Origin of the sequence: Nonomuraea sp. NPDC023979 (assembly GCF_040639085.1) — a bacterium.
Taxonomy (GTDB): domain Bacteria; phylum Actinomycetota; class Actinomycetes; order Streptosporangiales; family Streptosporangiaceae; genus Nonomuraea; species Nonomuraea ceibae.
In genome coordinates, this window is sequence record NZ_JBEZZG010000006.1 from 261,620 (window position 1) to 282,399 (window position 20,780).

Sequence of the window (20,780 nt, forward strand, 5' to 3'; positions counted from 1 at the left end):
CCTGACCGCGAGCGCTTCGGAATTCCTTCCGGTCCGCTACGGGTTGGCACTGACGTGGTGCGATTCGGGGTGCTCGGCCCGCTGGCCGTGTGGGACGACGACGGCGGTACGGTGCGCGTGCCCGAGGCCAAGGTCCGGGCGCTGCTCGCCGACCTGCTCGTCCACGGCGGCGCGCCCGTGCCGGTGGACCGGCTCGTCGACGACCTGTGGGGCGAACGGCCGCCGCGCAACCCCGCCGGCACCCTCCAGGCCCGGGTCTCCCAGCTCCGCCGCGCGCTCGGCGACCCCCGGCTCGTCGTGCACGGGCCCGCCGGCTACCGGCTCGCCGCCGCCGACGTCGACGCCGACCGCTTCCGCGAGCTGTGCCTGCGGCAGGCCACCGGGGCCGAGGAGCGCGCCGCGCAGCTCGACGAGGCGCTGAGCCTGTGGCGGGGGGCCGCGTACGCCGACTTCGCCGACGACGGGTTCGCCCAGGCGGAGATCGCCCGCCTGGAGGAGCTGCGCCTCACGGCGCTGGAGGAGCAGGCGGAGGTACGGCTCGCGCTCGGGGCACGCGTCGACCTGGGCGGGCTCGTCGCCGCGCACCCGTTGCGCGAACGGCTCGTCGCCGCCCACATGCGCAGCCTCTACCGGGGCGGGCGGCAGGGCGAGGCGCTGGCCGCGTTCACCGCGCTGCGCGAACGCCTGGCCGACGAGCTCGGCGTGGACCCCTCACCCGCTCTCTCGGCCCTCTACCAGGCCGTCCTCCGCCAGGACCCCGCCCTCCCCTCCGAAGCCGACGGCACGGCCCGCACGGCCCCGCCCACGGGACGCGGGCCGGCCGCGCGCGAACCGGGCCCCGCCGCCGGACCGCCCGGGCGGGGGAACCTGCCCGCTCCGGTGGGGGACCTGATCGGGCGGGACGCGGAGGTGGCCGAGGTCGCCGGGCTGCTGGCCGCCCACCGGCTGGTGACGCTGACCGGGCCCGGCGGGGTGGGGAAGACGCGCCTCGCCCTGGAGACCGCCCGGGGCGTACGGCCGCCGACGACCGGGGAGGCATGGCTGGTGGAGCTGGCCGGGGCCGCCGACGTGGGCGAGGCGCTGGCCGCCACGCTGGGCGTGCGCGACGACGGCGCGGCCGGGCTGGTGGAACGGCTGGCCGGGGCGCTGGCGGGCAAGGACGCCCTGCTGGTGGCGGACAACTGCGAGCACCTGGTCGAGCAGGCCGCCGAGGTGGTGTCCGCGCTGCTGCGGGCCGCGCCTGGGCTGCGCGTGCTGGCCACGGCCCAGGAGCCGCTCGGCGTCACCGGCGAGGTCGTCCGCGTCGTACAGCCGCTCACCGAGGCGGCGGCGGTGCGCCTGTTCACGGCGCGGGCCGGGATCGAGGCCGGGCCCGCCGTCGCCACGATCTGCCGGCGGCTCGACGGCATCCCGCTCGCCCTGGAGCTGGCCGCCACGCGGGTGCGGGCGCTCGGCGTGGAGGAGGTGGCCCACCGGCTGGACGACCGGTTCCGGGTGCTGACCGCCGGCATGCGCGACGCGCCCGCCCGGCAGCGGACCCTGCGGGCGACCCTCGACTGGAGCTGGGAGCTGCTGCCCGAGCACGAGCGGATCGTGCTGCGCCGGCTGGCCGCGCACGCCGACGGGTGCACGCTGGAGGCGGCCGAGGAGGTGTGCGCGGAGCCGGGCGTGGACGTGCTCGACGCGCTCGCCCGGCTGGTCGACCGGTCGCTCGTCACGCCGGGGCCGCGCTACGGGCTGCTGGAGTCCGTGGCCGCCTACTGCGCCGAGCGGCTGCGGGAGGCCGGGGAGCAGGAGACGATCCGCGAGCGGCACGCGCGCTACTACACGGCTCTCGCCGAACGGGCCGAGCTGCGCGGGAGCCGCCAGCGCGAATGGCTGGACCGGCTCGACCGGGAGGCGGCCAACTTCCGGCTCGCGCTCGCCGGGCTGCGGCCGTTGCGGCTGGTCAACGCGCTGGCCTGGTACTGGTTCCTGCGCGGCAGGCTCGGCGAGGCACGCAGGTCCATCGCCGCCGCGCTGGCCGCCACGCCGCCCGGCGCCGGGCCGGAGCAGGAACGTGAGGCGGCCGTGGCGTCCGTGTGGCTGGCCGGGATGACGCTGGCCATCGGGGAGGCGGCGCCCGCCATCCGCCGCGACGGGCTCGACCGGGCGGGGCGGGCGCTGGCCGACTGGCTCCCGGCGCAGGTGCGCTGGGCGTACGGCGACCAGCGGGCGCACGAGGAGGCCGTGGAGCGGGCGTTGCGCGCGTTCGAGGAGCTCGGCGACCGCTGGGGCGTCGCGGCGGCGCTCCAGCTACGGGCCAAGCTCGCGGCCGTGCGCTCCGACCTGGACGCGATGCGGCGCGACGGCGAGCGCAGCCTGGCGATCTTCCGCGAGCTGGGCGACGGGTGGGGGCGCATCGAGGCCATGGACGCGCTCGACCGGCTGGCCGAGATGCGCGGCGACTACGCCGAGGCCGCCCGGCTGCGGGAGGAGGCGCTGGAGCTGGCCGAGGAGCTCGGGTTCGAGGTGGCGTTCCGGCTGTCGGCGGTGGGCCGGGTGGCGCTGCTGGAGGGCGACTACGCGCGGGCCGACGACTACCACGAGCGGGCCCGCAGGCTGGCCGTGGAGCAGTCGTACAAGTCGGCCGAGGAGCACGCCGTGCTCGGGCTGGCCATGAGCGCCCGGCGGCGCGGACGCCACGCGGAGGCCGAGGCGCTGCTGCTGCCCTGGCTCGGCTGGCTGGAGGAGGTGCGCGGGACGCCGGGGATCGCGTTCGTGCTGGCGGAGCTGGGGTTCGCGGCCGAGCAGCGCGGCGACGCGGAGACGGCGGCGGCCCGGCAGCGGGCGGGCCACGCGGCGGCGCGGGCGTCGGGCGACCCGCGGGCGGTCGCGCTGGCGCTCGAAGGGCTGGCCGGGGCCGAGGCCCTGGCGGGCGACGCCGTACGGGCCGCCGAGCTGCTCGGCGAGGCCGCGGCCCTCAGGCGGTCGGTCGGCACGCCGCTGGCCGCGGGGGAGCGCTTCGACGTCGACCGCATCACCGCCACGGCCCGGGCCGCCCTGGGCGATGACCGCTTCCGCCACGCACACGCCGCCGGAGCCACCCGCGCCCCGCGTGCTGAGCCAGGCAGGGCGTGAGGCCCGGGGGCTCAGGTGGGGAACTCGGCCAGGACTTCCCAGGCGCCCTGGAGGGTGGGGCCGGCGCGGAGGCGGCCGCCGAGAGCCTCGACGCGCTCGGCCATGCCGACCAGCCCGAAGCCGCCGCCCAGCCGGGCCACGCGGGGGTCGGCGGCGGAGCCGTAGTTGCGCACCCGCAGCACCACGGCGGCCTCGTACCGCTTGAGCGACGCCTCGATCCACCGCGTGTGCGGCGCGTGCTTGCGGACGTTGGTGAGCGCCTCCAGCAGCACCCGGTGCAGCGTCGTGATCACCTCGGGCGCCAGCGTGCCGTCGCCGAGCCCGGGCCCGATCTCGAAGGCGACCTTCGGCCCCTCCGCCGAGAACCGCTCGGTGAGCAGCCGCAGGTCGCCCAGCGAGGTGCCGGGGGTGCGCGAGGCCTCCTCGGCGCGCAGGACCGTGACCATGCGGCGCATCGAGGTGAGCGCCTCGCTGCCGGCGGATGCGATGGCGTCGAGGGCGGGCACGACGGCGTCCGGGCTGGTCTGCGCGACGGTGCGGGCGGCCTGGGCCTGCACGACGATGCCGGTGATGTGGTGGGCGACCAGGTCGTGCAGCTCCCGGGCGAGCTCCAGCCGTTCGGCGCGGCGTACGGAGTGGACGGCCTCGTTGCGGCGTTCCTGCTGGAAGCGCAGGTAGCCGCCGGCCCCCGCGACCGTCGACCAGCCGACGAACAGCATGAAGGAGAAGACGAACGCCTCGTTGCCCCCGGAGCGCCAGATCGTCTCGGCCATCAGGACGACCAGTCCGGCGCAGGCGAGGATGGCGGCGTTGCGCACGGGTTCGACGTGGCGGAGCACGCCGATGATCAGGATGAGCATCGCGCCGGTCTCGGCGGTGCCGGGCACGCCCTGGACGCCGTCGAGCGAGAGGATCAGCGAGGACAGGAACGACAGGCCGAGCAGGGCGGCGTAGGACTCGATGCGGTAGCGGCGGCGCAGCACCACGGCGGTGATGCCGGCGACGCCGCACAGCACGGCGAGGAACTGCAGCCCGCCCGCGCCGACGGCGATGACCAGGTCGAGCATGAGCATCATGCCCAGCCAGCCGAGCATCGCGATCTCGCTCAGCCGGCGGATCCAGTAGACGGCGCGTTTGGATTCCCCCACGGCCTTGAGCCTAAGCCGCAAGTCGGACAGCTCGTATCGACCGATCGGCCGACCCCGGGGCCGAGGGACCGGCCCTTCAGCCGAGGTGGCGGCGGGGGCGCGCGGCGCAGCATGGAGGCATGGTCTTCATCGGATTCGTACTGCTGGGTGTGGGGCTGGTCATCGGGGTGCTGCTGGCGCTGTCGGACCCGGTCCTGCTGTCGCGCATCAACGGCGAGGAAGCCCAGGGGCAGAGCGGCAGGCACATCCACGTCGCCCCACCCCAGGAGCGGGAGGAGGAACGGCGCGCCGCGTCCGTTACCGTGGCCGTATGACCAACGGTTTCGAAACCCTGGCGATCCACGCAGGTCAGGAGCCTGACCCCGTGACCGGCGCCGTGGTGCCCCCGATATACGCCACGTCCACCTACAAGCAGGACGGCGTGGGCGGCCTGCGCTCCGGCTACGAGTACAGCAGGTCGGCCAACCCGACCAGGACCGCCCTGGAAGAGGCGCTGGCCGCCGTGGAGGGCGGGGCGCGCGGGCTGGCGTTCGCCTCCGGGCTGGCCGCCGAGGACACGCTGCTGCGCGCTGTGTGCAAGCCCCAGGATCACGTGATCATCCCCAACGACGCCTACGGCGGCACCTACCGGCTGTTCGCCAAGGTGAACGAGCGCTGGGACCTGCACTACGACCCGGTCCCGCTGGGCGACCTCGACGCGGTGGCCGCGGCGATGACGCAGAAGACGCGGGTCGTGTGGGTCGAGACGCCGACCAACCCGCTGCTCGGCATCGCCGACATCGCCGCGCTCGCCCAGCTCGCCCACGACAACGGCTCGCTCCTGGTCGTCGACAACACCTTCGCCTCGCCGTACCTCCAGCAGCCGCTCTCGCTGGGCGCGGACGTGGTCGTGCACTCGACGACCAAGTACGTGGGCGGCCACTCCGACGTCGTCGGCGGCGCGCTGATCGCCCGCGACCGGGGGCTCGGCGACGAGCTCGCCTACCACCAGAACGCGATGGGCGCGGTGGCCGGGCCGTTCGACGCCTGGCTGACGCTGCGCGGGCTCAAGACGCTGGGCGTGCGGATGGACCGCCACTGCGACAACGCCGAGCGGGTCGTGGACCTGCTGCTCGCGCACCCGCGCGTGACGCAGGTGCTCTATCCGGGGCTGGCCGAGCACCCCGGCCACGAGATCGCCGCCAAGCAGATGAAGCGGTTCGGCGGCATGGTGTCGTTCCGGGTGGCGGGCGGTGAGGAGGAGGCCGTCGCGATCTGCGACCGGACCGAGCTGTTCACGCTCGGCGAGTCGCTGGGCGGCGTGGAGTCGCTCATCGAGCACCCGGGCCGGATGACGCACGCCTCGGCGGCGGGCTCACCCCTGGAGGTGCCCGGCGACCTGGTGCGCCTGTCGGTCGGCATCGAGACGATCGACGACCTGCTCGCCGACCTGACGCGGGCGCTCGGCTAGCTGCCCGGCACGACCATCAGGAAGAGGATCACCAGCCAGATCACGGTCAGCAGGCCGCTGATGGCGGCGATCCGGCCGACCTGCACCTTCGCGTCGTCGTCCGCGGCCTCGCTCTCCAGGGCCTGGACGGCGCCGCGCAGGTCGCGGTCGACGATGACGAGCAGCACGATGGCGACGATGAACAGCGTCATCGACGCCGTCATGTACCAGGCGCCGAGCAGCCCGCCGCCCATCACCACGCCGAGCACGATGCCGAAGACCAGCACGCCCAGCGAGCCGACGCTGTAGATCCTGGTCATGCGCTGGATGGTGCGGACGACGGGCACGTTCTTCGTACGGATCGCGCGCGGCGCGGCGTGGGTGGCGGCGGTGATCGGCCCGATCGTGAAGATCGCGAAACCGATGTGCAGCCACAGAAGCAGGTCCGTCATGCGGAAGAGACTAGTCGCCGACGATCTCGGTGGGGGACTCGACACTCTCTTTGCCGTCAGGGGAGCCGAGCATGATGAGCTCGGTGACGGCGATGGTGACGACCATCACCAGGATCAGGACAATCATGGCGAGCATGGGACACTCCTCCTTTCCCCCCTGCCGGATGTGAATCCGCCGGACGTAAATATCGTCCGTAATGACTAGACGGCCTGGCAACGGAATAAGTTCGCCCCGGGTAAGGTGGATGGCCGCTGGTCTTTCCTTACCGTTTGGGCACAAGGGGGTGCCGTCCGTGGCCATCAAGCACGTCGAGCCGTATTCCGACGAGTGGCTGCAGCAGCCGGTCTGCTACGTGCGCCGGGTCGTCGGGCTGCTCGGCGCCGAGGCCGACGGCTGGTGGGAGGGCCCGTGCGAGCCGCGTGAGGCGACCGTCAGGCTCGCCGACGGCGCCGCGCTGGTGTGGGACGAGGAGAGCGGCTGGCGGCTGGGCCGCTTCGTCTCCGGCGCCCCGGGTCAGCACACCGAGCTGTCCGGCGTCCGCTATCTCGGCGGCGGGCTGCTGCCCCGGCCGGAGCGGGTGCCCGCGGCGCTCGCGGACGCCCGCGCCGGGGTGGGCGCGAGCAGCGCCTGGCGGCCCTGCTACCGCTCGCACCGCAACTGCCGTGACGGGTTCGACGTCGCGCTCGACTTCTACGCGCGGCTCGTCGAGGCCTAACGCGCCCGGCGCACCCGCAGGAAGTCGCTCACCACGTACTCGCCGAGCCGGTCGGCGCTGGGCGAGAAGACGCGCCCGCCGTTGCGCCGCGCCACCTCGTCGACGAACTCCTTGAGCCGGTCGTCCCCGGCCAGCATGAAGACGTTGATCGTGGCCCGGCGCCTGGTCATCTTGTCGACCTCGGCCAGCGTGAGCTCCAGCGTCTCCGGCGAGGGCGGCCACTCGAACGCCGAGCGGCCGTTGCGCAGCAGGTGCGCGGTCGGCTCGCCGTCGGTGACGACGAGCACGACGGGCTCGAAGTCGGGGTGGCGGTCGAGGTGCCGCCCGGCGATCAGCAGCGCGTGGTGCAGGTTGGTGCCCTGGACCATGTCCCAGTCGAGCCCGGCCAGCTCGTCGGGCTGCAGCACCCGGGCGTAGTTGGAGAAGCCGATGATCTGCACGGCGTCCTGCGGGAACTTGGAGGCGACCAGGGCCTGCAGGGCGAGCGCGGTCTGCTTGGCGGCGGCCCAGGTGCCGCGCAGGGCCATCGAGTAGGACAGGTCGACGAGCAGGCAGACGGCGGCGGCGCTGCGCCGCTCGGTCTCGGCCACCTCGAAGTCGTCCACGGACAGCTTCACCGCCGTACGCCCTCCGCCTGCCGGGTCCGTACGCAGGCCGCCGGCGCGGACGGCGTTGACCAGGGTGCGGACGACGTCGACGGGCTGCTCGTCGCCGAAGCGCCACGGCCGGGACGACCCGGTGAGCTCGCCCGCCGAGCCCGCGTCGTGCTGGTCGTGGTCGCCGCGGCGGCCGGCGTCGAGCGAGGAGAAGACGCGGCGCAGCGCGGTCTCGCCGAGCCGCCGCACCGCCTTGGGCGTGAGCTCCAGCTTGCCGCGGCGGCGCAGCAGGTAGCCCTGCTCCTCCAGCTCCCGTTCGATGCGCTTGAGCGCTTCGAGGTCGTCGACCGCCGAGCGGCCGAGGGCGCGGCGCACGGCGGCCTCGTCGATGTCGTCGAGCCGGGCCCCGGGGTAGTCCTGGCGCAGCGCGCTCTCCAGCCCGCTGAGGTCGGCCAGCTCCTCCAGGGCGGTGACGGCGTCGCCCATGCCCAGGGGCTCCTCGCCGGTCAGCCGTTCGGTGGCGTCCCAGGCGAGGTCGGGGCGGCGCGCGTACAGGGCCTCGCCGAGCCGCCGCATCTGGTCGGCGAGCCCGGCCTGGTCGAGGGTCTGGCTCATGAGGTTGCCGAGTTCCTCGCGCTGGCGCGGGGTCATCGAGGCGAGCATGCGCTGGGTGGCGGCGGCCCGCCGGGCGAGGATGTCGACGAGCTCGTCGAGGTTGCGCGGCTTCTCCGGAAAGAGGTCACCATATTTCGCCATGAAGGAGTCGAAATCCGCCTGCGTGTGCTCGCCACGGGCGTCCTTCTCCAGCATGTCGTTCAGGTCGGCCATCATCTGGCGGACCCGTTCCATCGCCGCCGGGTCGGGGTTCGCCAGCGCCTCGCGCAGCCCCCTGAACTGGGCGTCCAGCACCTCGCGCCGCAGCAGGTCGCGCAGCTCCTCGAAGGTCTGCCTGGCGGCCTCCGAGCGCCACCGGTAGGTGCTCAGCTCCTGGATGGCCCCGGCCGTGTCGTCCGGCAGCGCGTCGAGCTCGGCCTCGCGCAGCCGGGCGTCGTCGGCCGGGTCGGGGAACAGCTCGGCGCGCTCCTGCCCGATGGCCTTGTCCAGCAGCGCCCTGGCCTTCTCCAGCGTGCCGTCGAGCCTGCCGCTCTCACGAAGGTCGCGGCGGCGCCGCCGGACCTCCCTGAGCATGTCGTCCAGGCCGCGCCGGTCCTGGGCGCCCGGCAGGCCGCGCTTGAGCAGGTCGCGCAGGGCGTGGACGGGCGTGGAGCCGGACAGGATGGCGTCGCCCATCTCGTCGAGTGCCGCGCGCACGTCGTACGGCGGGGCCAGGGGGTCGGGGCCATCGTGGTACTCGCCATAGCGGTAGGCCGTCACGCACCCACGCTAACCCGAGATGCCCTGCTATGCGTCGCCGAACACCTCCCACACCTGGAACACCTGGCCGCTGCGCGGCTGATAGTCGATCTGGACCAGCACCGGGTGGCGCAGCTTCTTCAGCGCGGCGGTGAAGTCACCCGCGCCGCAGTGCTTGGTGCCCAGGCCGTCGCGGTCGGCGTTGACCGGCCTGCCGGTTAGCCAGCCCGCGCCGCACCGGGAGGTGACGCGGCTGAAGGCGAGCGCGTGCGTGTAGCCGAGCTTGACGGTCGTGCCGCCCCTGGTGAACAGCAGCGTCCGGTCGCCGGCCCGCTTGACCGTGCCGCGCACGACGCTGAGCTTCGACGGGTACGGCAGGAACTCGGTGACCTTGACCGCCTGGCCGCCGGTGTGGTGGACGCGTACCGCGACGGGGCCGGACGCGAGGCTGTCGGACAGGTCGGCGGCCCCGCACCGGGTCCGGCCGAAGTTCTTGGCGTCGAGCGCGACCCGGCCCTCGGTCTCCTTCAGGCCGCAGGCGACCGCGACGCGCAGGTAGGCGGCCTTGGTGTAGCCGAGGCGCAGCTCCTTGGCCCCCCGGATGGCCTTGAGCCGGTAGCTCTTGCGGACGGCCGTGGCCGACTGCGGCAGGATGCGCAAGTGGCCGGCGCCGTCGGACCAGGCGTAGCCGTACACGACCTGAGGAGAGGTCTCCGCCGAGGCGGGGGTGGCGTAGGCGCTCAGGGCGCACAGGGCGAGGGCGGTGGTGGCGCTGGCGAGCAGTCGCATGGGCGGTTCCCCCCGGACGAAACGGTCAGTCGTCCAATACGACGTGCGGAACCGCCCGAATGTTCACGTCCGGTAGACGGCGACTCCGTCGAGGTCGTCCTTCGACAGCCGGCGCATGAGGTAGAGGCCCTCCATCGCGAACTCCAGCGCCGCCGCCGCGTGCCCGGGCGACTCGTCGCCGGCTCCCATGCCGAGCTTCGACATGATCTTGGCCAGGCCGTCGACGGGGCCGATGCGGCGCAGCAGCTCGCCGGCGGCGACCAGCTCGCCCGACTCCACCTGGGCGCCCTCGGCGAACTTGTCGGTCAGCGGCGACAGGTCCATCGCGCCCAGCCGGGTGCGGAACGTCTCGGCCGTGGCGCGGCGCAGCAGGTGGGCCAGGATCTCGGTCTCCCTGCCCTCCTCGCTGACCTCGAACTCCACCTTGCCGCGCAGGCTGTGGACGACCGGCGCCAGGTCGCACACCCGGGTCACGGCCTGGTCCTCGCCGGTGATCGCGGCCCTGCGCACGGCCGAGGCCGCGGCGGTCTCGGCGGCGGCGATCGAGAAGCGCGCAGACACGCCGGAGCGGGCGTCGACGGCCGTGGACTCGCGGACCAGCCGGGTGAAGCGCGCGATCACCTCGACGAGGTGCTCCGGGACGTCGGCGCCGATGTCCGGCATGGACTCCTGCCGGATCAGCGTCAGCTCGTCCTCGATCGTGAGCGGGTAGTGGGTGCGGATCTCGGCGCCGAAGCGGTCCTTCAGCGGGGTGATGATCCGGCCCCTGTTGGTGTAGTCCTCGGGGTTGGCGCTGGCGATGAGCAGGATGTCGAGCGGCAGCCGCAGGTTGTAGCCGCGGACCTGGATGTCGCGCTCCTCCAGCACGTTGAGCAGCGACACCTGGATGCGCTCGGCCAGGTCGGGCAGCTCGTTGACGGAGAAGACGCCCCGGTTGGTGCGCGGGACCAGGCCGTAGTGCACGGTCTCGGGGTCGCCCAGCCTGCGCCCCTCGGCGATCTTGATCGGGTCGATGTCGCCGATCAGGTCGCCGACGGAGGTGTCGGGGGTGGCGAGCTTCTCGCCGTAGCGCTCGTCGCGGTGCTTCCACGCCACCGGCAGCTCGTCGCCCAGCTCGGCCGCGAGGGCCCGGCAGCGTCCGCAGGCGGGCGCGTACGGGTGGTCGTTGATCTCGCAGCCCTCGACCACCGGGGTCCACTCGTCGAGCAGGCCGGTGACCGTGCGGATGAGCCGGGTCTTGCCCTGGCCGCGCTCACCGAGCAGGACCAGGTCGTGCCCGGCGAGCAGGGCGCGTTCGAGATGGGGCAGGACGGAGTCGTCGAAGCCCACGATGCCGGGAAAACGGGGCTCGCCCGCTCTGAGCTTGACCAGCAGGTTTTCGCGGACCTCGGCTTTGACGGTGCGATGAACGTGGCCGCTCTCTCGCAACTCGCGGAGGATACGAGGCTGATGCACGGGATCGACCCTACGTCCCCGGCGCGCGAAGTGGCAGGGGTTTCGCATCTGGCGGAGATTTCGGATCTTGACCATTGCGTGGCGGTTCGTGTGCGTGCTTGTCCCTTTAGTGGGGAGAATCGGGCCTAGGGAACTTGGACCTGCCGAGGGAGGCGAGAGGCGTGGCAGTCATGACGAGCCGCTTCGCCGACGGCCTCGCCGTGGATTCCGACCTGGTCGAAGCCGCGGAGAGGGCTGTCGGCCAGGCCCTGGCGAGGCTCAGCGGTCAGGCCGACCTGGTCTGCTTCTTCATCTGCGGCGACGATCCCGAGGACGTCGCCAGGGCGGGGGAGCGGGCGATGCGGATGGCCCCCGAAGCGCACGTGATCGGTTGCAGCGCCACCGGCGTGATCGGCGACGGGCAGGGCGTGGAGCTGACGCCCGCCGTGAGCGCGTGGGCGGCCACCCTCGACGGGGCCGAGCTGACCACGTTCGCGCTGGAGACGCTCACGGCCGAGGACAGGTTCGTGGTGGTCGGGCTGCCCGAGCGGACGGCCGACGACCACGTGGCGATCCTGCTCGCCGACCCGTACTCCTTCCCCACCGACGCGTTCGTCGAGCGCTCGGCGGAGGTGCTGGGCGACCTGCCGCTGGTCGGCGGGCTGGCCAACGGCCTCCAGGGCAGGGGATCGGTACGCCTGTTCGCCGACGGCGAGGTCTACACCGAGGGCGCCATCGGCGTGCTCATCAGCGGCGCCATCCGGGTGAGCACCGTGGTCAGCCAGGGCTGCCGCCCGATCGGGCCGAGCATGGTCGTCACCCGCTGCGAGGAGAACCTGCTGCTGGAGCTCGCCGGCCAGCCCGCCCTGTCCCGACTGGAGGACATCGTCAGCGACCTGGACGAGGACGACCGCGAACTGGTCGCCGCCGGGCTGCAGATCGGCCTCGCCATGGACGAGTACGCCGAACGGCACGAACGCGGCGACTTCCTCATCAGGGGCGTGATCGGTATCGACCCGGAGCGGGAGGCCGTGGCCATCGGCGACATCGTGGACATCGGGCGGACCGTCCGCTTCCAGGTGCGCGACGCCGCCACCGCCGACGAGGACCTGTACGACGTCCTCGACGCGCACCGGGAAGAGCTCGGCCGCGTCGACGGGGCGCTGCTGTTCTCCTGCAACGGGCGCGGATCGGCGATGTTCGGCACTGCCGACCACGACCCCGTCGCGCTGCGCGACACGCTCGGGCCGATCGGCGTGGCGGGCTTCTTCGCCGCCGGCGAGGTCGGCCCGGTCGCCGGCCACAACCACGTCCACGGCTTCACCGCCTCCGTGCTGGTCTTCTCCTCGGCGAGCGGCGGGTGATCCTCGCCCTCGACATCGGCGGCACCAAGATGGCCGCCGCACACGTGGACCACGACGGCGCCGTGCTGCGCACCCTCCGCGCGGCCACCCCGCAGGACGCCGACGCCGAGACCCTGTGGAAGACCCTCGCCGGCCTCGTCGAACCGCTCGCCGCCGGCGTGACCGGCGTCGGCATCGGCTGCGGCGGCCCGATGACCTGGCCCTCGGGCGAGGTCTCACCGCTCAACATCCCCGGCTGGCGCGACTTCCCGCTGCGCGCCCGGCTTTCCGGCCGCTTCCCCGGCCTTCCCGTACGCATCCACAACGACGCCGTCTGCGTGGCCCTGGCCGAACACTGGCGAGGCGCCGGCCGGGGCGTCGCCGACATGCTCGGCATGGTGGTGTCCACCGGCGTGGGCGGCGGCCTCATCCTCGGCGGCAGGCTCATCGACGGCGGCACCGGCAACGCCGGGCACATCGGCCACATCGTGGTCGAACCCGACGGCGGCCCGCCCTGCGGATGCGGCGGCCACGGCTGCCTGGAGGCCGTCGCGCGCGGCCCCGCCCTCACTGAGTGGGCGCTGGCCCGCGGCTGGACGCCCGGCACCGCCTCCGCAGGCGACGGCCTCTACCGGGAGGACCGCGCGGTGACCGGCCGGGCGCTGGCCGCCGACGCCCTGGCCGGGGATGAGGTGGCGCTCGCGGCGATGCGCCGGGCCGGGCGGGCGCTCGGCATCGCCATCGCCTCCGCCACCCACCTGTGCGACCTGGACCTGGTCACGATCGGCGGTGGGCTGTCCCAGGCGGGCGAGCCGCTGTTCGGGCCGCTGGAGGAGGCGCTGCGCGAGCACGCCAGGATGGCCTTCGCCCACCGCCTGCGCGTCCTGCCCGCGGCGCTCGGCCAGGAGGCCGGGCTGGTGGGGGCGGCGGCCCTGGTGCTGACGGAGAAGCGCTAGGAGCCCAGACCCCACTCGTCCCGGAGCCGGTCCGTGGCGGCCCGGTGCCGGGGGTGGTAGGCGGGGAAGAACTCCTTGCCGCATTCGAGGTCGTCGAGCGCGGAGTCGATCTCCTCGCGCAGGTAGGGCATGGCCTCCTCGCGGGTGAGCGCAGGCATGAACTCCATGCCGGGCTCGGCGCCGGGGTTCTGCTCCCGGCCCAGCGCCGACAGCTTGGCCCGGAAGCGCTCCTCCTCCAGGTGGCTGATCTGGCTCGGCTTCTCCGTGGACACCGGGTATCCCTTCGCGCGCAGGCACGCCGCGTAGTCGCGGGCCAGGGCCACGAGCCGGGGGTCGCTGTCGAACTCGCGCTCGTCGAGGGCCCGGTGCGCCGCCCCGTGCAGCCGGTGCAGGTCGTCGACGGCGGTGACGTCCCTGCCGAGCACGGCCTTGACCGCGCGGGTGAAGCACTCCTGGTCGGCCTGGTGGTAGGCCGTCTGCTGGCTGGCGGACAGGGCCGAGATGTACCGGTCGTTGGGGAAGGAGGGGTGCAGGTCCACACCCCCGGCCTCCTGCGTGGTGCGGTGGACGTAGCCGGAGAAGACGCCGTGGCCGTACTTCTCCCGGTGCCGCCGCATCGACGCGTAGTGGCCGTCGGCGCGCCTCAGGGCTTCGGCCGTCAGCGTGCGGTCCGGCACCCACATCTCGTACTTGAAGCCGCGCTCGGCCATGCAGGCGGCCTTCAGGCTCTCCCAGCGCCACCGCTTGCCGGTGCCGCCGGCCTCGGCGCTGGAGACCGCACAGCCGGCCAGGGCGAGGAGCACGACGAGCGCGAGGACCCTCACAGGACGAGCCTTCGCCGCGCGGTCGCCGGGGCGACCGCCGAGGCCGCGGTGAGGACGGCCAGCAGCGCCCAGTGGGCGATCTCCTGGCGGGAGGCCAGGGACAGGTGCTCGCCGAGCACCGCCGTGGCCGGCAGCAGGTAGACGGCGGCGGCGACCGCCCAGCGGCCGTCGCGCGTCAGGCGGCCCGCGTAGACGGCGGTCACCAGCAGCGCCGCCTCCAGGACGACCCGGACGACGGTCTGCGCGCTCGGGCTCGCCAGGTCGTCCCAGCCGGGGTCCAGCCCGGCGGCCACCGGCAGGACGGCCAGCCACCACCACGACCGCGGCCGTGGCCGTTCGCCTCGTGCGGCCAGCACGAGCAGCCCAAGCACCACCAGCGCGCCGGAGGTGGCCGTGGCGACCGGCCCGGCGTTGCCGTACAGGGCGGGGCCGTCCGCCCACGGGCCGCCCGGGAAGACCGGCAGGAGCGTGCGGTCGAGCCAGGGCTGCCCGAGCGTGACCGCCACGGCCTTGCTGCCGGTGAGCATCATGACCGGCAGCGCGAGCCCGACGCGGCCGCGCAGGACGGCGAGGAAGCCGAGCGCCGCCAGCGCCGTCCACAGGCCGGTCTCGGCCGTGTACGGGATCAGCGCGGCCAGGTTGACCAGCGACAGCGCCAGCACGCCGAGATGCAGGCCGTCGGCCCAGGCCGGGCCGACGGCCGACTCGGTGAGCCGGGCGCGCATCCCGCCCAGCAGCAGGGCGCCCGCCTCGCGCGCCGGCGGGCGGGCCCGGCCCGGTCCGGCGGCGTCGAGGAGCACGTCGAGCAGCTCGTCGCCGTGGTCGGAGCGGTAGCCGGAGGGGTAGGCCCGCAGGAGTAACCGGTAGTGCCGCTCCAGCGGGCTCATCCCGCCGTCGCCCCCAGGTGCCGCCGGGTCACCACGGCGGCGGCCTGCTGCATGCGCCGGGCCTCTGCCTGGACCAGGCCGGTGCCGTCGTCGGTGATGCGGAAGTAGCGGCGCTTGCGGCCGTTGACGATCTCCTCGCGCTCGACCTCGATGACGCCGTTGGCCGCGAGCCGGTCGAGCGCGCCGTAGAGGGTGCCGACCGCCAGCGTGATCCGGCCGTCGGACAGCTCCACCACCCGCTTGAGAATCGCGTGCCCGTGGAGCGGCCCGTCGAGGAGCGAGGCGAGCACGAAGTAAGCCTGCTCGCTCAGGCCCGTCGATCCCTTCGGCATGCGGGCACCATACTTCGATGCCCGAAGTGCGGCAAGAAGATCATGCCGGGCGGCGCGGCTGGAAGAGCCAGGCGTCGAAGAGCGCGTCGAGCTGCTTGCCCGACAGGCGTTCGGCCAGCGCCACGAACTGCTCGGTGGTGACGCTGCCGTAGCGGTGCTCGGCGGCCCAGGTCTTGAGCAGGGTGAAGAACGTCCGGTCGCCGATGGCCCGGCGCAGCGCGTGCAGCGTCATGCCGCCCCGCGTGTAGACGGACTCGTTGAACAGGTCGGCGGGCCTGGCCCGGCCGGGCGGGTAGGACCAGATCGGGTCGGTGGCCGGGCGGGCGTGGTAGGAGGCGAACAGGGCGTCGGCGGTGCGCCGGCCCTTGTGCTCCGACCACAGCCACTCGGCGTAGGTGGCGAAGCCCTCGTTGAGCCACAGGTCCTTCCACCGCTTGATGCTGAGGCTGTTGCCGAACCACTGGTGGGCCAGCTCGTGCGCGATGATGCCGTCGTCGGGCTCGAAGCCGCCGTAGATCGGCTTGGTCTGGTTCTCCAGCGCGTAGCCGGCGGAGAAGTCGTCGACCACGCCCCCGGTCGAGCCGAACGGGTAGGGGCCGAAGACCGTGCTCCAGTAGTCGGTGATCTCGCCCGAGACGCGGTGGAACTTCTCCAGCGTGGAGCGGAACCTGGGGTCGACGGCCGCCAGGTTGGGGATGCCGCCCGTCGTGGTGCCCTTCTTGAGGTGGAACTTCCCGATGGTGGCGGTGGCCAGGTAGGTGGTCATCGGGTGCGTCTCGCGCCAACGGAACGTCGTCCTGCCCTCGCTGGTGCGCGGCTCGCCGCGCAGCTCGCCGTTGGCCAGCGCGGTCACGCCCTCGGGCACGGTGATCTCGAAGTCGAAGGCCGCCTTGTCGGCGGGGTGGTCGTTGCCGGGGAACCAGGTCTTGGCGCCGTTGGGCTCGCACGCCACGAACGCCCCGTCTGGGGTCGGGACGAAGCCGTAGGTGCCCAGGTTGGTGGAGTTGCGCACCGGCTCGGGCACTCCGGAGTAGGAGACCCTGGCGATGAACGGCACGCCGCGGGCCAGCGGGCGGGCCGGGACGACCGTGAGCTCGTCGCCGGCCCGGGTGAACGTGGCGGCGGTCCCGTCGACCCAGACCCCGTGCACAGTGAGGCCCCTGAGGTCGAGGTTGAACCGCGACAGCGGCGCCGTGGCCGTGGCGCGGATCGTGGCCTCGCCGTCGAGCTGCTTGCTCGCGGGCGTGTAGCCGAGCTTGAGCGCGTAGTGGGCGACGTCGTAGCCGCCGTTGCCGTCGGTGGGGAAGTCGGCGTCGCCGATGCCCGCCGCGCCCGCCCGGGCCCCCGCCGGGCCCTCGTCGCGGGCCGCCCCGTCGGACGGCCCGCACGCGAGCACGCTCATCAGGGCGGCCAGCGCCGCGGCCCGCCTCCTGGTGTGCCTCATGACGCGGCTCCCCTTCGTGATCGTCAACTTACGTAACGTAAGCATCCACGAAGGAGCCGCTGATCACCACCGGTTCAGAGGTTGCCCCTGCGCTCCTGCTCGCGCTCGATGGCCTCGAACAGCGCCTTGAAGTTGCCCTTGCCGAAACCGAGCGAGCCGTGGCGCTCGATGAGCTCGAAGAATACCGTCGGGCGGTCCTGCACCGGCTTGGTGAAGATCTGCAGCAGGTAGCCGTCCTCGTCGCGGTCGACGAGGATCTTGCGCTTGTGCAGCTCCTCGATCGGCGCGCGCACGTTGCCGATGCGGGCCCGCAGCTCCGGGTCCTCGTAGTAGGAGTCGGGGGTGTCGAGGAACTCCACCCCGGCCGCCCGCATGTGGTCGACGGTGGTCAGGATGTCGTTGGTGGCCAGCGCGATGTGCTGCACGCCGGGGCCGCCGTAGAACTCCAGGTACTCGTCGATCTGCGACTTCCTGCGGCTGACGGCCGGCTCGTTGAGCGGGAACTTGACCTTGCGGGTGCCGTCGGCCACGACCTTGGACATCAGCGCCGAGTATTCGGTGGCGATGTCGTCGCCGACGAACTCGGCCATGTTCGTGAAGCCCATGACGTTGCGGTAGAACTCCACCCACTCGTCCATCTTGCCGAGCTCCACGTTGCCGACGCAGTGGTCGACGGCCTGGAAGAGCCGGCCGGACTTGGTGGCGGGCGGGGCGACCAGCGGCTCGGCGGCGACGTAACCGGGCAGGTAGGGGCCGCCGTAGTTGGACCTGTCGACGAGCGTGTGGCGGGTCTCGCCGTAGGTGGCGATCGCCGCGAGCACGACCTTGCCGTGCTCGTCCTCCACCGTGTACGGCTCGTCGAGGCCGCGGGCGCCGTGCGAGACGGCGTGCTGGTAGGCCGCCTCGACGTCCGGCACCTGGATGGCCAGGTCGATGACTCCGTCACCGTGCGCGGCCACGTGCGCGGACACCCCGGTGCCCGCCCGTACGGCGCCCCGGAACTCGAACGTGGCGCTGCCCGAGGTCAGCACGTAGGCCACCTCGTCCCGGCTGCCGTTCTCGGGCCCTCGGTAGGCGGTCAGCTTCATGCCGAACGCCGTGGAGTAGTAGTGGGCGGCCTGCTTGGCGTTGCCTACGGCGAAGACCACTGCATCCATGCCGTTGACCGGAAAGACATCACTCATGCCACTAACTCTCGATTTACCTGGGCGAGTTGTGCAAGAGTTACGTAGATGAGTGGACAATCTGCCCAATCCTGGGTGTGAAGCACCGGAGAACCTGTGACTATTGACCACCTCGACGCGCGCCTCATCGCTCTCCTCGCCGCCGAGCCGAGGCTGGGGGTGCTGGAGTGCTCGCGCCGGCTCGGGGTCGCCCGCGGCACCGTGCAGGCCCGGCTCGACCGGCTGATCGCCCGGGGCGTCATCACCGGGTTCGGCCCCGACGTGTCGACCGTGGGGCTGGGCTACGACGTCACCGCGTTCGTGCTGATGGAGATCCGGCAGGTGGCCGGGCACGACCCGGTGGCCGACCGGCTGGCGCTCATCCCCGAGGTGCTGGAGGTGCACACCATCACCGGAGGCAGCGACCTGCTCTGCCGAGTGGTCGCCCGGACCAACTCCGACCTGCAGCGCGTCATCGACCAGATCGTCGGTGTGCAGGGAGTTCTCCGGACTTCTTCGATCATCGCCCTGGACACCCCTGTTCCGTACCGAGTGCTGCCTTTGGTGGCCGATGTCCCGCGCAGGGAGGGTCAACGGTCGTAGCATCGGCTCAGGACGATGCACCGTTATCGATCGTTTACCCTTGACGTTCGCGCCGAGGACCAGGGGAGGGCGGCACGATGCGAAAGCGGCGGTTGCTGCGATTCCTGCTGATCACGGCCGGTGCCGGCCTCGTCGTGCTGGCCGCGCTGTTCGGCATCGCGTGGGCGATGACGCCCATTCCCGACAGCACGCAGAAGGACGCCACCGCCCAGGGCTCGGTCATCTACTACCGCGACGGCAAGAGCGTCATCGCCCGCCAGGGCATGAACCGCCGGGTCGTCACCCTGGACAAGGTGCCCGAGCACGTGCGCGACGCCGTCATCGCCGCCGAGAACCGCTCCTTCTACGAGGACGGCGGCGTCTCGGTCAAGGGCACGACCAGGGCGCTGTGGTCCACGCTCACCGGGCAGCAGCTCCAGGGCGGCTCGACCATCACCCAGCAGCTCGTCCGCAACTACTACAGCGGCCTGAGCCAGGAACGGTCGGTCACCCGCAAGTTCAAAGAGATCATGATCTCGCTGAAGGTCGACCAGTCCAAGTCCAAGGACTGGGTGCTGGAGCAGTACCTCAACACCATCTACTTCGGGCGCGGCGCCAACGGCGTCCAGGCCGCCGCCCAGGCGTACTTCGGCAAGGACGTCGAGGACCTGAGCATCGCCCAGGGCGCCTACCTGGCCGCGGTGATCCAGCAGCCGAGCCGCTTCGCCGACCCCGAGGGCCCCGACCTCGACGCCGCCGAGGCCCGCTGGCGCGCGATCGTCGACGCCATGGTGGAGACCCGCGCGCTCACCCCGGCCCAGGCCGCCGAGCAGAAGTTCCCCAAGCTCAAGGCGCCCAAGAAGCCGTTCCAGCTCAAGGGCCAGGCCCAGTACATGCTGGAGCAGGTCACCGCCGAGCTCAACCGGCGCGGCTACACCGACGAGGACATCAACGGCGGCGGCCTGAAGATCGTCACCACGTTCGACAAGGACCTCATGACGGCCGCCGAACGCGCCGTCAAGGAGACGCTGCCGGACAACCTGCCCAAGAAGCTGCGCACCGGCCTGGCCGCCGTCGACCCGGCCACCGGCGAGGTCGTCGCCTTCTACGGCGGCAGCCCCAGCAAGTCCAAGTACGACAACGCGTTCTCGGCCAAGGTGATGGCCGGCTCCACGTTCAAGCCCTACACGCTGGCCGCCGCGCTCGACAACGGGTTCGGCCTGTCGACCAGGGTCAACGGCAACTCGCCGATGCGGGTGGCGTCCGACCCGGACAACCCCATCCCCAACGACAGCGGCCGCTCCTACGGCCGGATCGACCTGGTCTCCGCCACGCAGAACTCGGTCAACACCGCGTTCGTGGACCTCGCGCAGAAGGTCGGCCCCGAGAAGGTCGCCGCCACCGCCGAAGCCATGGGCATCCCGGCCGCCCAGCTCGCCCCGCACGTCCAGGCCGCCACGTTCCCGCTGGGCGTGGCCTCGGTCAGCGCCGTGCAGAACGCCTCCGGCTTCGCCACCTTCGCCAACGGCGGCGTCCACATGGAGACGCACGTCGTCAGGAGCGTCACCGACGCCGACGGCATGAAGGACGTCGTCAAGCCCGAGGCCACCCGCGCCGTCAACGAGCAGGCCGCCGCCGACGCCGCCTACGCGATGCAGCAGGTCGTTCAGTACGGCACGGGCACCGCGGCGCGGCTGTACGACCGGCCGGTCGCGGGCAAGACGGGCACCACCGACGACTCCCGCGCGGTGTGGTTCAACGGCTTCACGCCGCAGCTCGCCGTGGCCGTCGACATGTTCCGCGACGACAACAAGACCGTGAGCATCCCCGGCTACGGCGTGCAGTTCGGCGGGCAGCTCCCGGCGCGGATCTGGCGGGCGTTCATGGCCGAGGCGATGGAGGGCGAGCCGGTCGAGCGCTTCCCCGAGCCGTCGCGCTACGGCTACCAGCCCGACTACGGCGAGCCCCGGCACGACCAGCGGCGGCCCGAGACGCTGCCCACCGACGGGCCGGAGCAGGAGTGGACGGAGACGCCCGACTCGCCCGACGCCACCGAGCCGCCGATCCCCGAGCCCACCACCGAGCCCGAAACGCCCGACGAGCAGTCGCCGACCGTCCCGGACGAGCAGCAGGGTCCGCCGACACAGGCGCCGGCCGAGCCCACGGGCGGCCCGCCCGACGACGGCGGCCGCCCGGAACCCGTCCTCTAGCC

Annotated in this window: 19 protein-coding genes; 8 read left to right on the top strand and 11 right to left on the bottom strand. The window is 72.9% G+C overall.

Features of this window, described 5'->3' with window-relative positions:
• Positions 1-54: 54 nt before the first annotated feature.
• Positions 55-3,120, top strand: coding sequence for a BTAD domain-containing putative transcriptional regulator (locus AB0G11_RS14780; RefSeq protein WP_357586264.1), 3,066 nt, complete (start codon positions 55-57; stop codon positions 3,118-3,120).
• A gap of 11 nt (positions 3,121-3,131) precedes the next feature.
• Here AB0G11_RS14780 and AB0G11_RS14785 read toward each other — a convergent pair whose 3' ends face one another.
• Entirely contained in the window at positions 3,132-4,268 is a 1,137-nt protein-coding gene (locus AB0G11_RS14785; RefSeq protein WP_357586266.1) for a histidine kinase, read from the bottom strand.
• A 119-nt stretch (positions 4,269-4,387) separates the two neighbouring features.
• Between AB0G11_RS14785 and AB0G11_RS14790 the strand changes: the two genes are divergently transcribed.
• Both AB0G11_RS14790 and AB0G11_RS14795 read left to right on the top strand, forming a co-directional pair.
• Positions 4,388-4,582, top strand: a complete 195-nt coding sequence (locus tag AB0G11_RS14790; protein ID WP_219505040.1) for a hypothetical protein — start codon at positions 4,388-4,390, stop codon at positions 4,580-4,582.
• Positions 4,579-5,718 carry a cystathionine gamma-synthase gene (locus tag AB0G11_RS14795; RefSeq protein ID WP_219505038.1) on the top strand — a complete coding sequence of 380 codons (1,140 nt, stop codon included), beginning with the start codon at positions 4,579-4,581 and terminating at the stop codon, positions 5,716-5,718. The genes AB0G11_RS14790 and AB0G11_RS14795 overlap by 4 nt, the downstream gene beginning before the upstream one ends.
• On the opposite strand, the gene AB0G11_RS14800 is transcribed toward AB0G11_RS14795, so the two are convergent.
• Positions 5,715-6,149, bottom strand: coding sequence for a DUF2269 family protein (locus AB0G11_RS14800; RefSeq protein WP_219505036.1), 435 nt, complete (start codon positions 6,147-6,149; stop codon positions 5,715-5,717). The genes AB0G11_RS14795 and AB0G11_RS14800 overlap by 4 nt on opposite strands.
• 10 nt (positions 6,150-6,159) lie before the next feature.
• Positions 6,160-6,285: a hypothetical protein gene (locus tag AB0G11_RS14805; protein WP_281426989.1), complete on the bottom strand. Its 126-nt coding sequence runs from the start codon at positions 6,283-6,285 to the stop codon at positions 6,160-6,162.
• Positions 6,286-6,442: 157 nt separating this feature from the next.
• Between AB0G11_RS14805 and AB0G11_RS14810 the strand changes: the two genes are divergently transcribed.
• Positions 6,443-6,865 (top strand): DUF6292 family protein, encoded by a 423-nt coding sequence (locus AB0G11_RS14810; protein ID WP_308125750.1) that lies wholly within the window; start codon positions 6,443-6,445, stop codon positions 6,863-6,865.
• Here the strand turns inward: AB0G11_RS14810 and AB0G11_RS14815 are convergent.
• The 3 genes from AB0G11_RS14815 to AB0G11_RS14825 form a co-directional block, all read right to left on the bottom strand.
• Positions 6,862-8,835 carry a hypothetical protein gene (locus tag AB0G11_RS14815; RefSeq protein ID WP_219505033.1) on the bottom strand — a complete coding sequence of 658 codons (1,974 nt, stop codon included), beginning with the start codon at positions 8,833-8,835 and terminating at the stop codon, positions 6,862-6,864. The genes AB0G11_RS14810 and AB0G11_RS14815 overlap by 4 nt on opposite strands.
• Positions 8,836-8,862: 27 nt before the next feature.
• A complete protein-coding gene (locus tag AB0G11_RS14820; protein WP_357586268.1) occupies positions 8,863-9,603 on the bottom strand; it encodes a hypothetical protein in 741 nt (246 codons plus the stop codon).
• 63 nt (positions 9,604-9,666) lie between these two features.
• Complete coding sequence (locus AB0G11_RS14825; protein ID WP_308125749.1) at positions 9,667-11,058, bottom strand: sigma 54-interacting transcriptional regulator; 1,392 nt, start codon at positions 11,056-11,058, stop codon at positions 9,667-9,669.
• A 170-nt stretch (positions 11,059-11,228) separates the two neighbouring features.
• Here AB0G11_RS14825 and AB0G11_RS14830 point away from each other — a divergent pair, with 170 nt between their 5' ends.
• Both AB0G11_RS14830 and AB0G11_RS14835 read left to right on the top strand, forming a co-directional pair.
• Positions 11,229-12,401, top strand: a complete 1,173-nt coding sequence (locus AB0G11_RS14830) for an FIST N-terminal domain-containing protein (protein ID WP_357586321.1) — start codon at positions 11,229-11,231, stop codon at positions 12,399-12,401.
• On the top strand, positions 12,398-13,336 hold the full coding sequence (locus AB0G11_RS14835) for an ROK family protein (RefSeq protein ID WP_357586270.1): 939 nt from the start codon (positions 12,398-12,400) through the stop codon (positions 13,334-13,336). Before AB0G11_RS14830 ends, AB0G11_RS14835 begins: the two co-directional genes overlap by 4 nt.
• Here the strand turns inward: AB0G11_RS14835 and AB0G11_RS14840 are convergent.
• The 5 genes from AB0G11_RS14840 to hppD all read right to left on the bottom strand — a co-directional run bounded on the left by AB0G11_RS14840 (position 13,333) and on the right by hppD (position 18,007).
• The gene (locus tag AB0G11_RS14840) at positions 13,333-14,160 is read right to left on the bottom strand and encodes a hypothetical protein (protein ID WP_219505025.1); all 828 of its coding nucleotides are present in this window, start codon (positions 14,158-14,160) and stop codon (positions 13,333-13,335) included. The genes AB0G11_RS14835 and AB0G11_RS14840 overlap by 4 nt on opposite strands.
• On the bottom strand, positions 14,157-15,047 hold the full coding sequence (locus tag AB0G11_RS14845) for a hypothetical protein (protein ID WP_357586272.1): 891 nt from the start codon (positions 15,045-15,047) through the stop codon (positions 14,157-14,159). The genes AB0G11_RS14840 and AB0G11_RS14845 overlap by 4 nt, the downstream gene beginning before the upstream one ends.
• Entirely contained in the window at positions 15,044-15,379 is a 336-nt protein-coding gene (locus AB0G11_RS14850) for a PadR family transcriptional regulator (RefSeq protein ID WP_219505021.1), read from the bottom strand. The genes AB0G11_RS14845 and AB0G11_RS14850 overlap by 4 nt, the downstream gene beginning before the upstream one ends.
• Positions 15,380-15,419: 40 nt before the next feature.
• The gene (locus AB0G11_RS14855; protein WP_219505020.1) at positions 15,420-16,823 is read right to left on the bottom strand and encodes a M1 family metallopeptidase; all 1,404 of its coding nucleotides are present in this window, start codon (positions 16,821-16,823) and stop codon (positions 15,420-15,422) included.
• 74 nt (positions 16,824-16,897) lie between these two features.
• Positions 16,898-18,007 carry a 4-hydroxyphenylpyruvate dioxygenase gene (gene hppD / locus AB0G11_RS14860; RefSeq protein WP_219505019.1) on the bottom strand — a complete coding sequence of 370 codons (1,110 nt, stop codon included), beginning with the start codon at positions 18,005-18,007 and terminating at the stop codon, positions 16,898-16,900.
• 96 nt (positions 18,008-18,103) lie between these two features.
• Here hppD and AB0G11_RS14865 point away from each other — a divergent pair, with 96 nt between their 5' ends.
• On the top strand, positions 18,104-18,589 hold the full coding sequence (locus AB0G11_RS14865) for an Lrp/AsnC family transcriptional regulator (RefSeq protein ID WP_219505018.1): 486 nt from the start codon (positions 18,104-18,106) through the stop codon (positions 18,587-18,589).
• A gap of 77 nt (positions 18,590-18,666) precedes the next feature.
• Positions 18,667-20,778, top strand: coding sequence for a transglycosylase domain-containing protein (locus AB0G11_RS14870; protein WP_357586274.1), 2,112 nt, complete (start codon positions 18,667-18,669; stop codon positions 20,776-20,778).
• Positions 20,779-20,780: the final 2 nt, after the last annotated feature.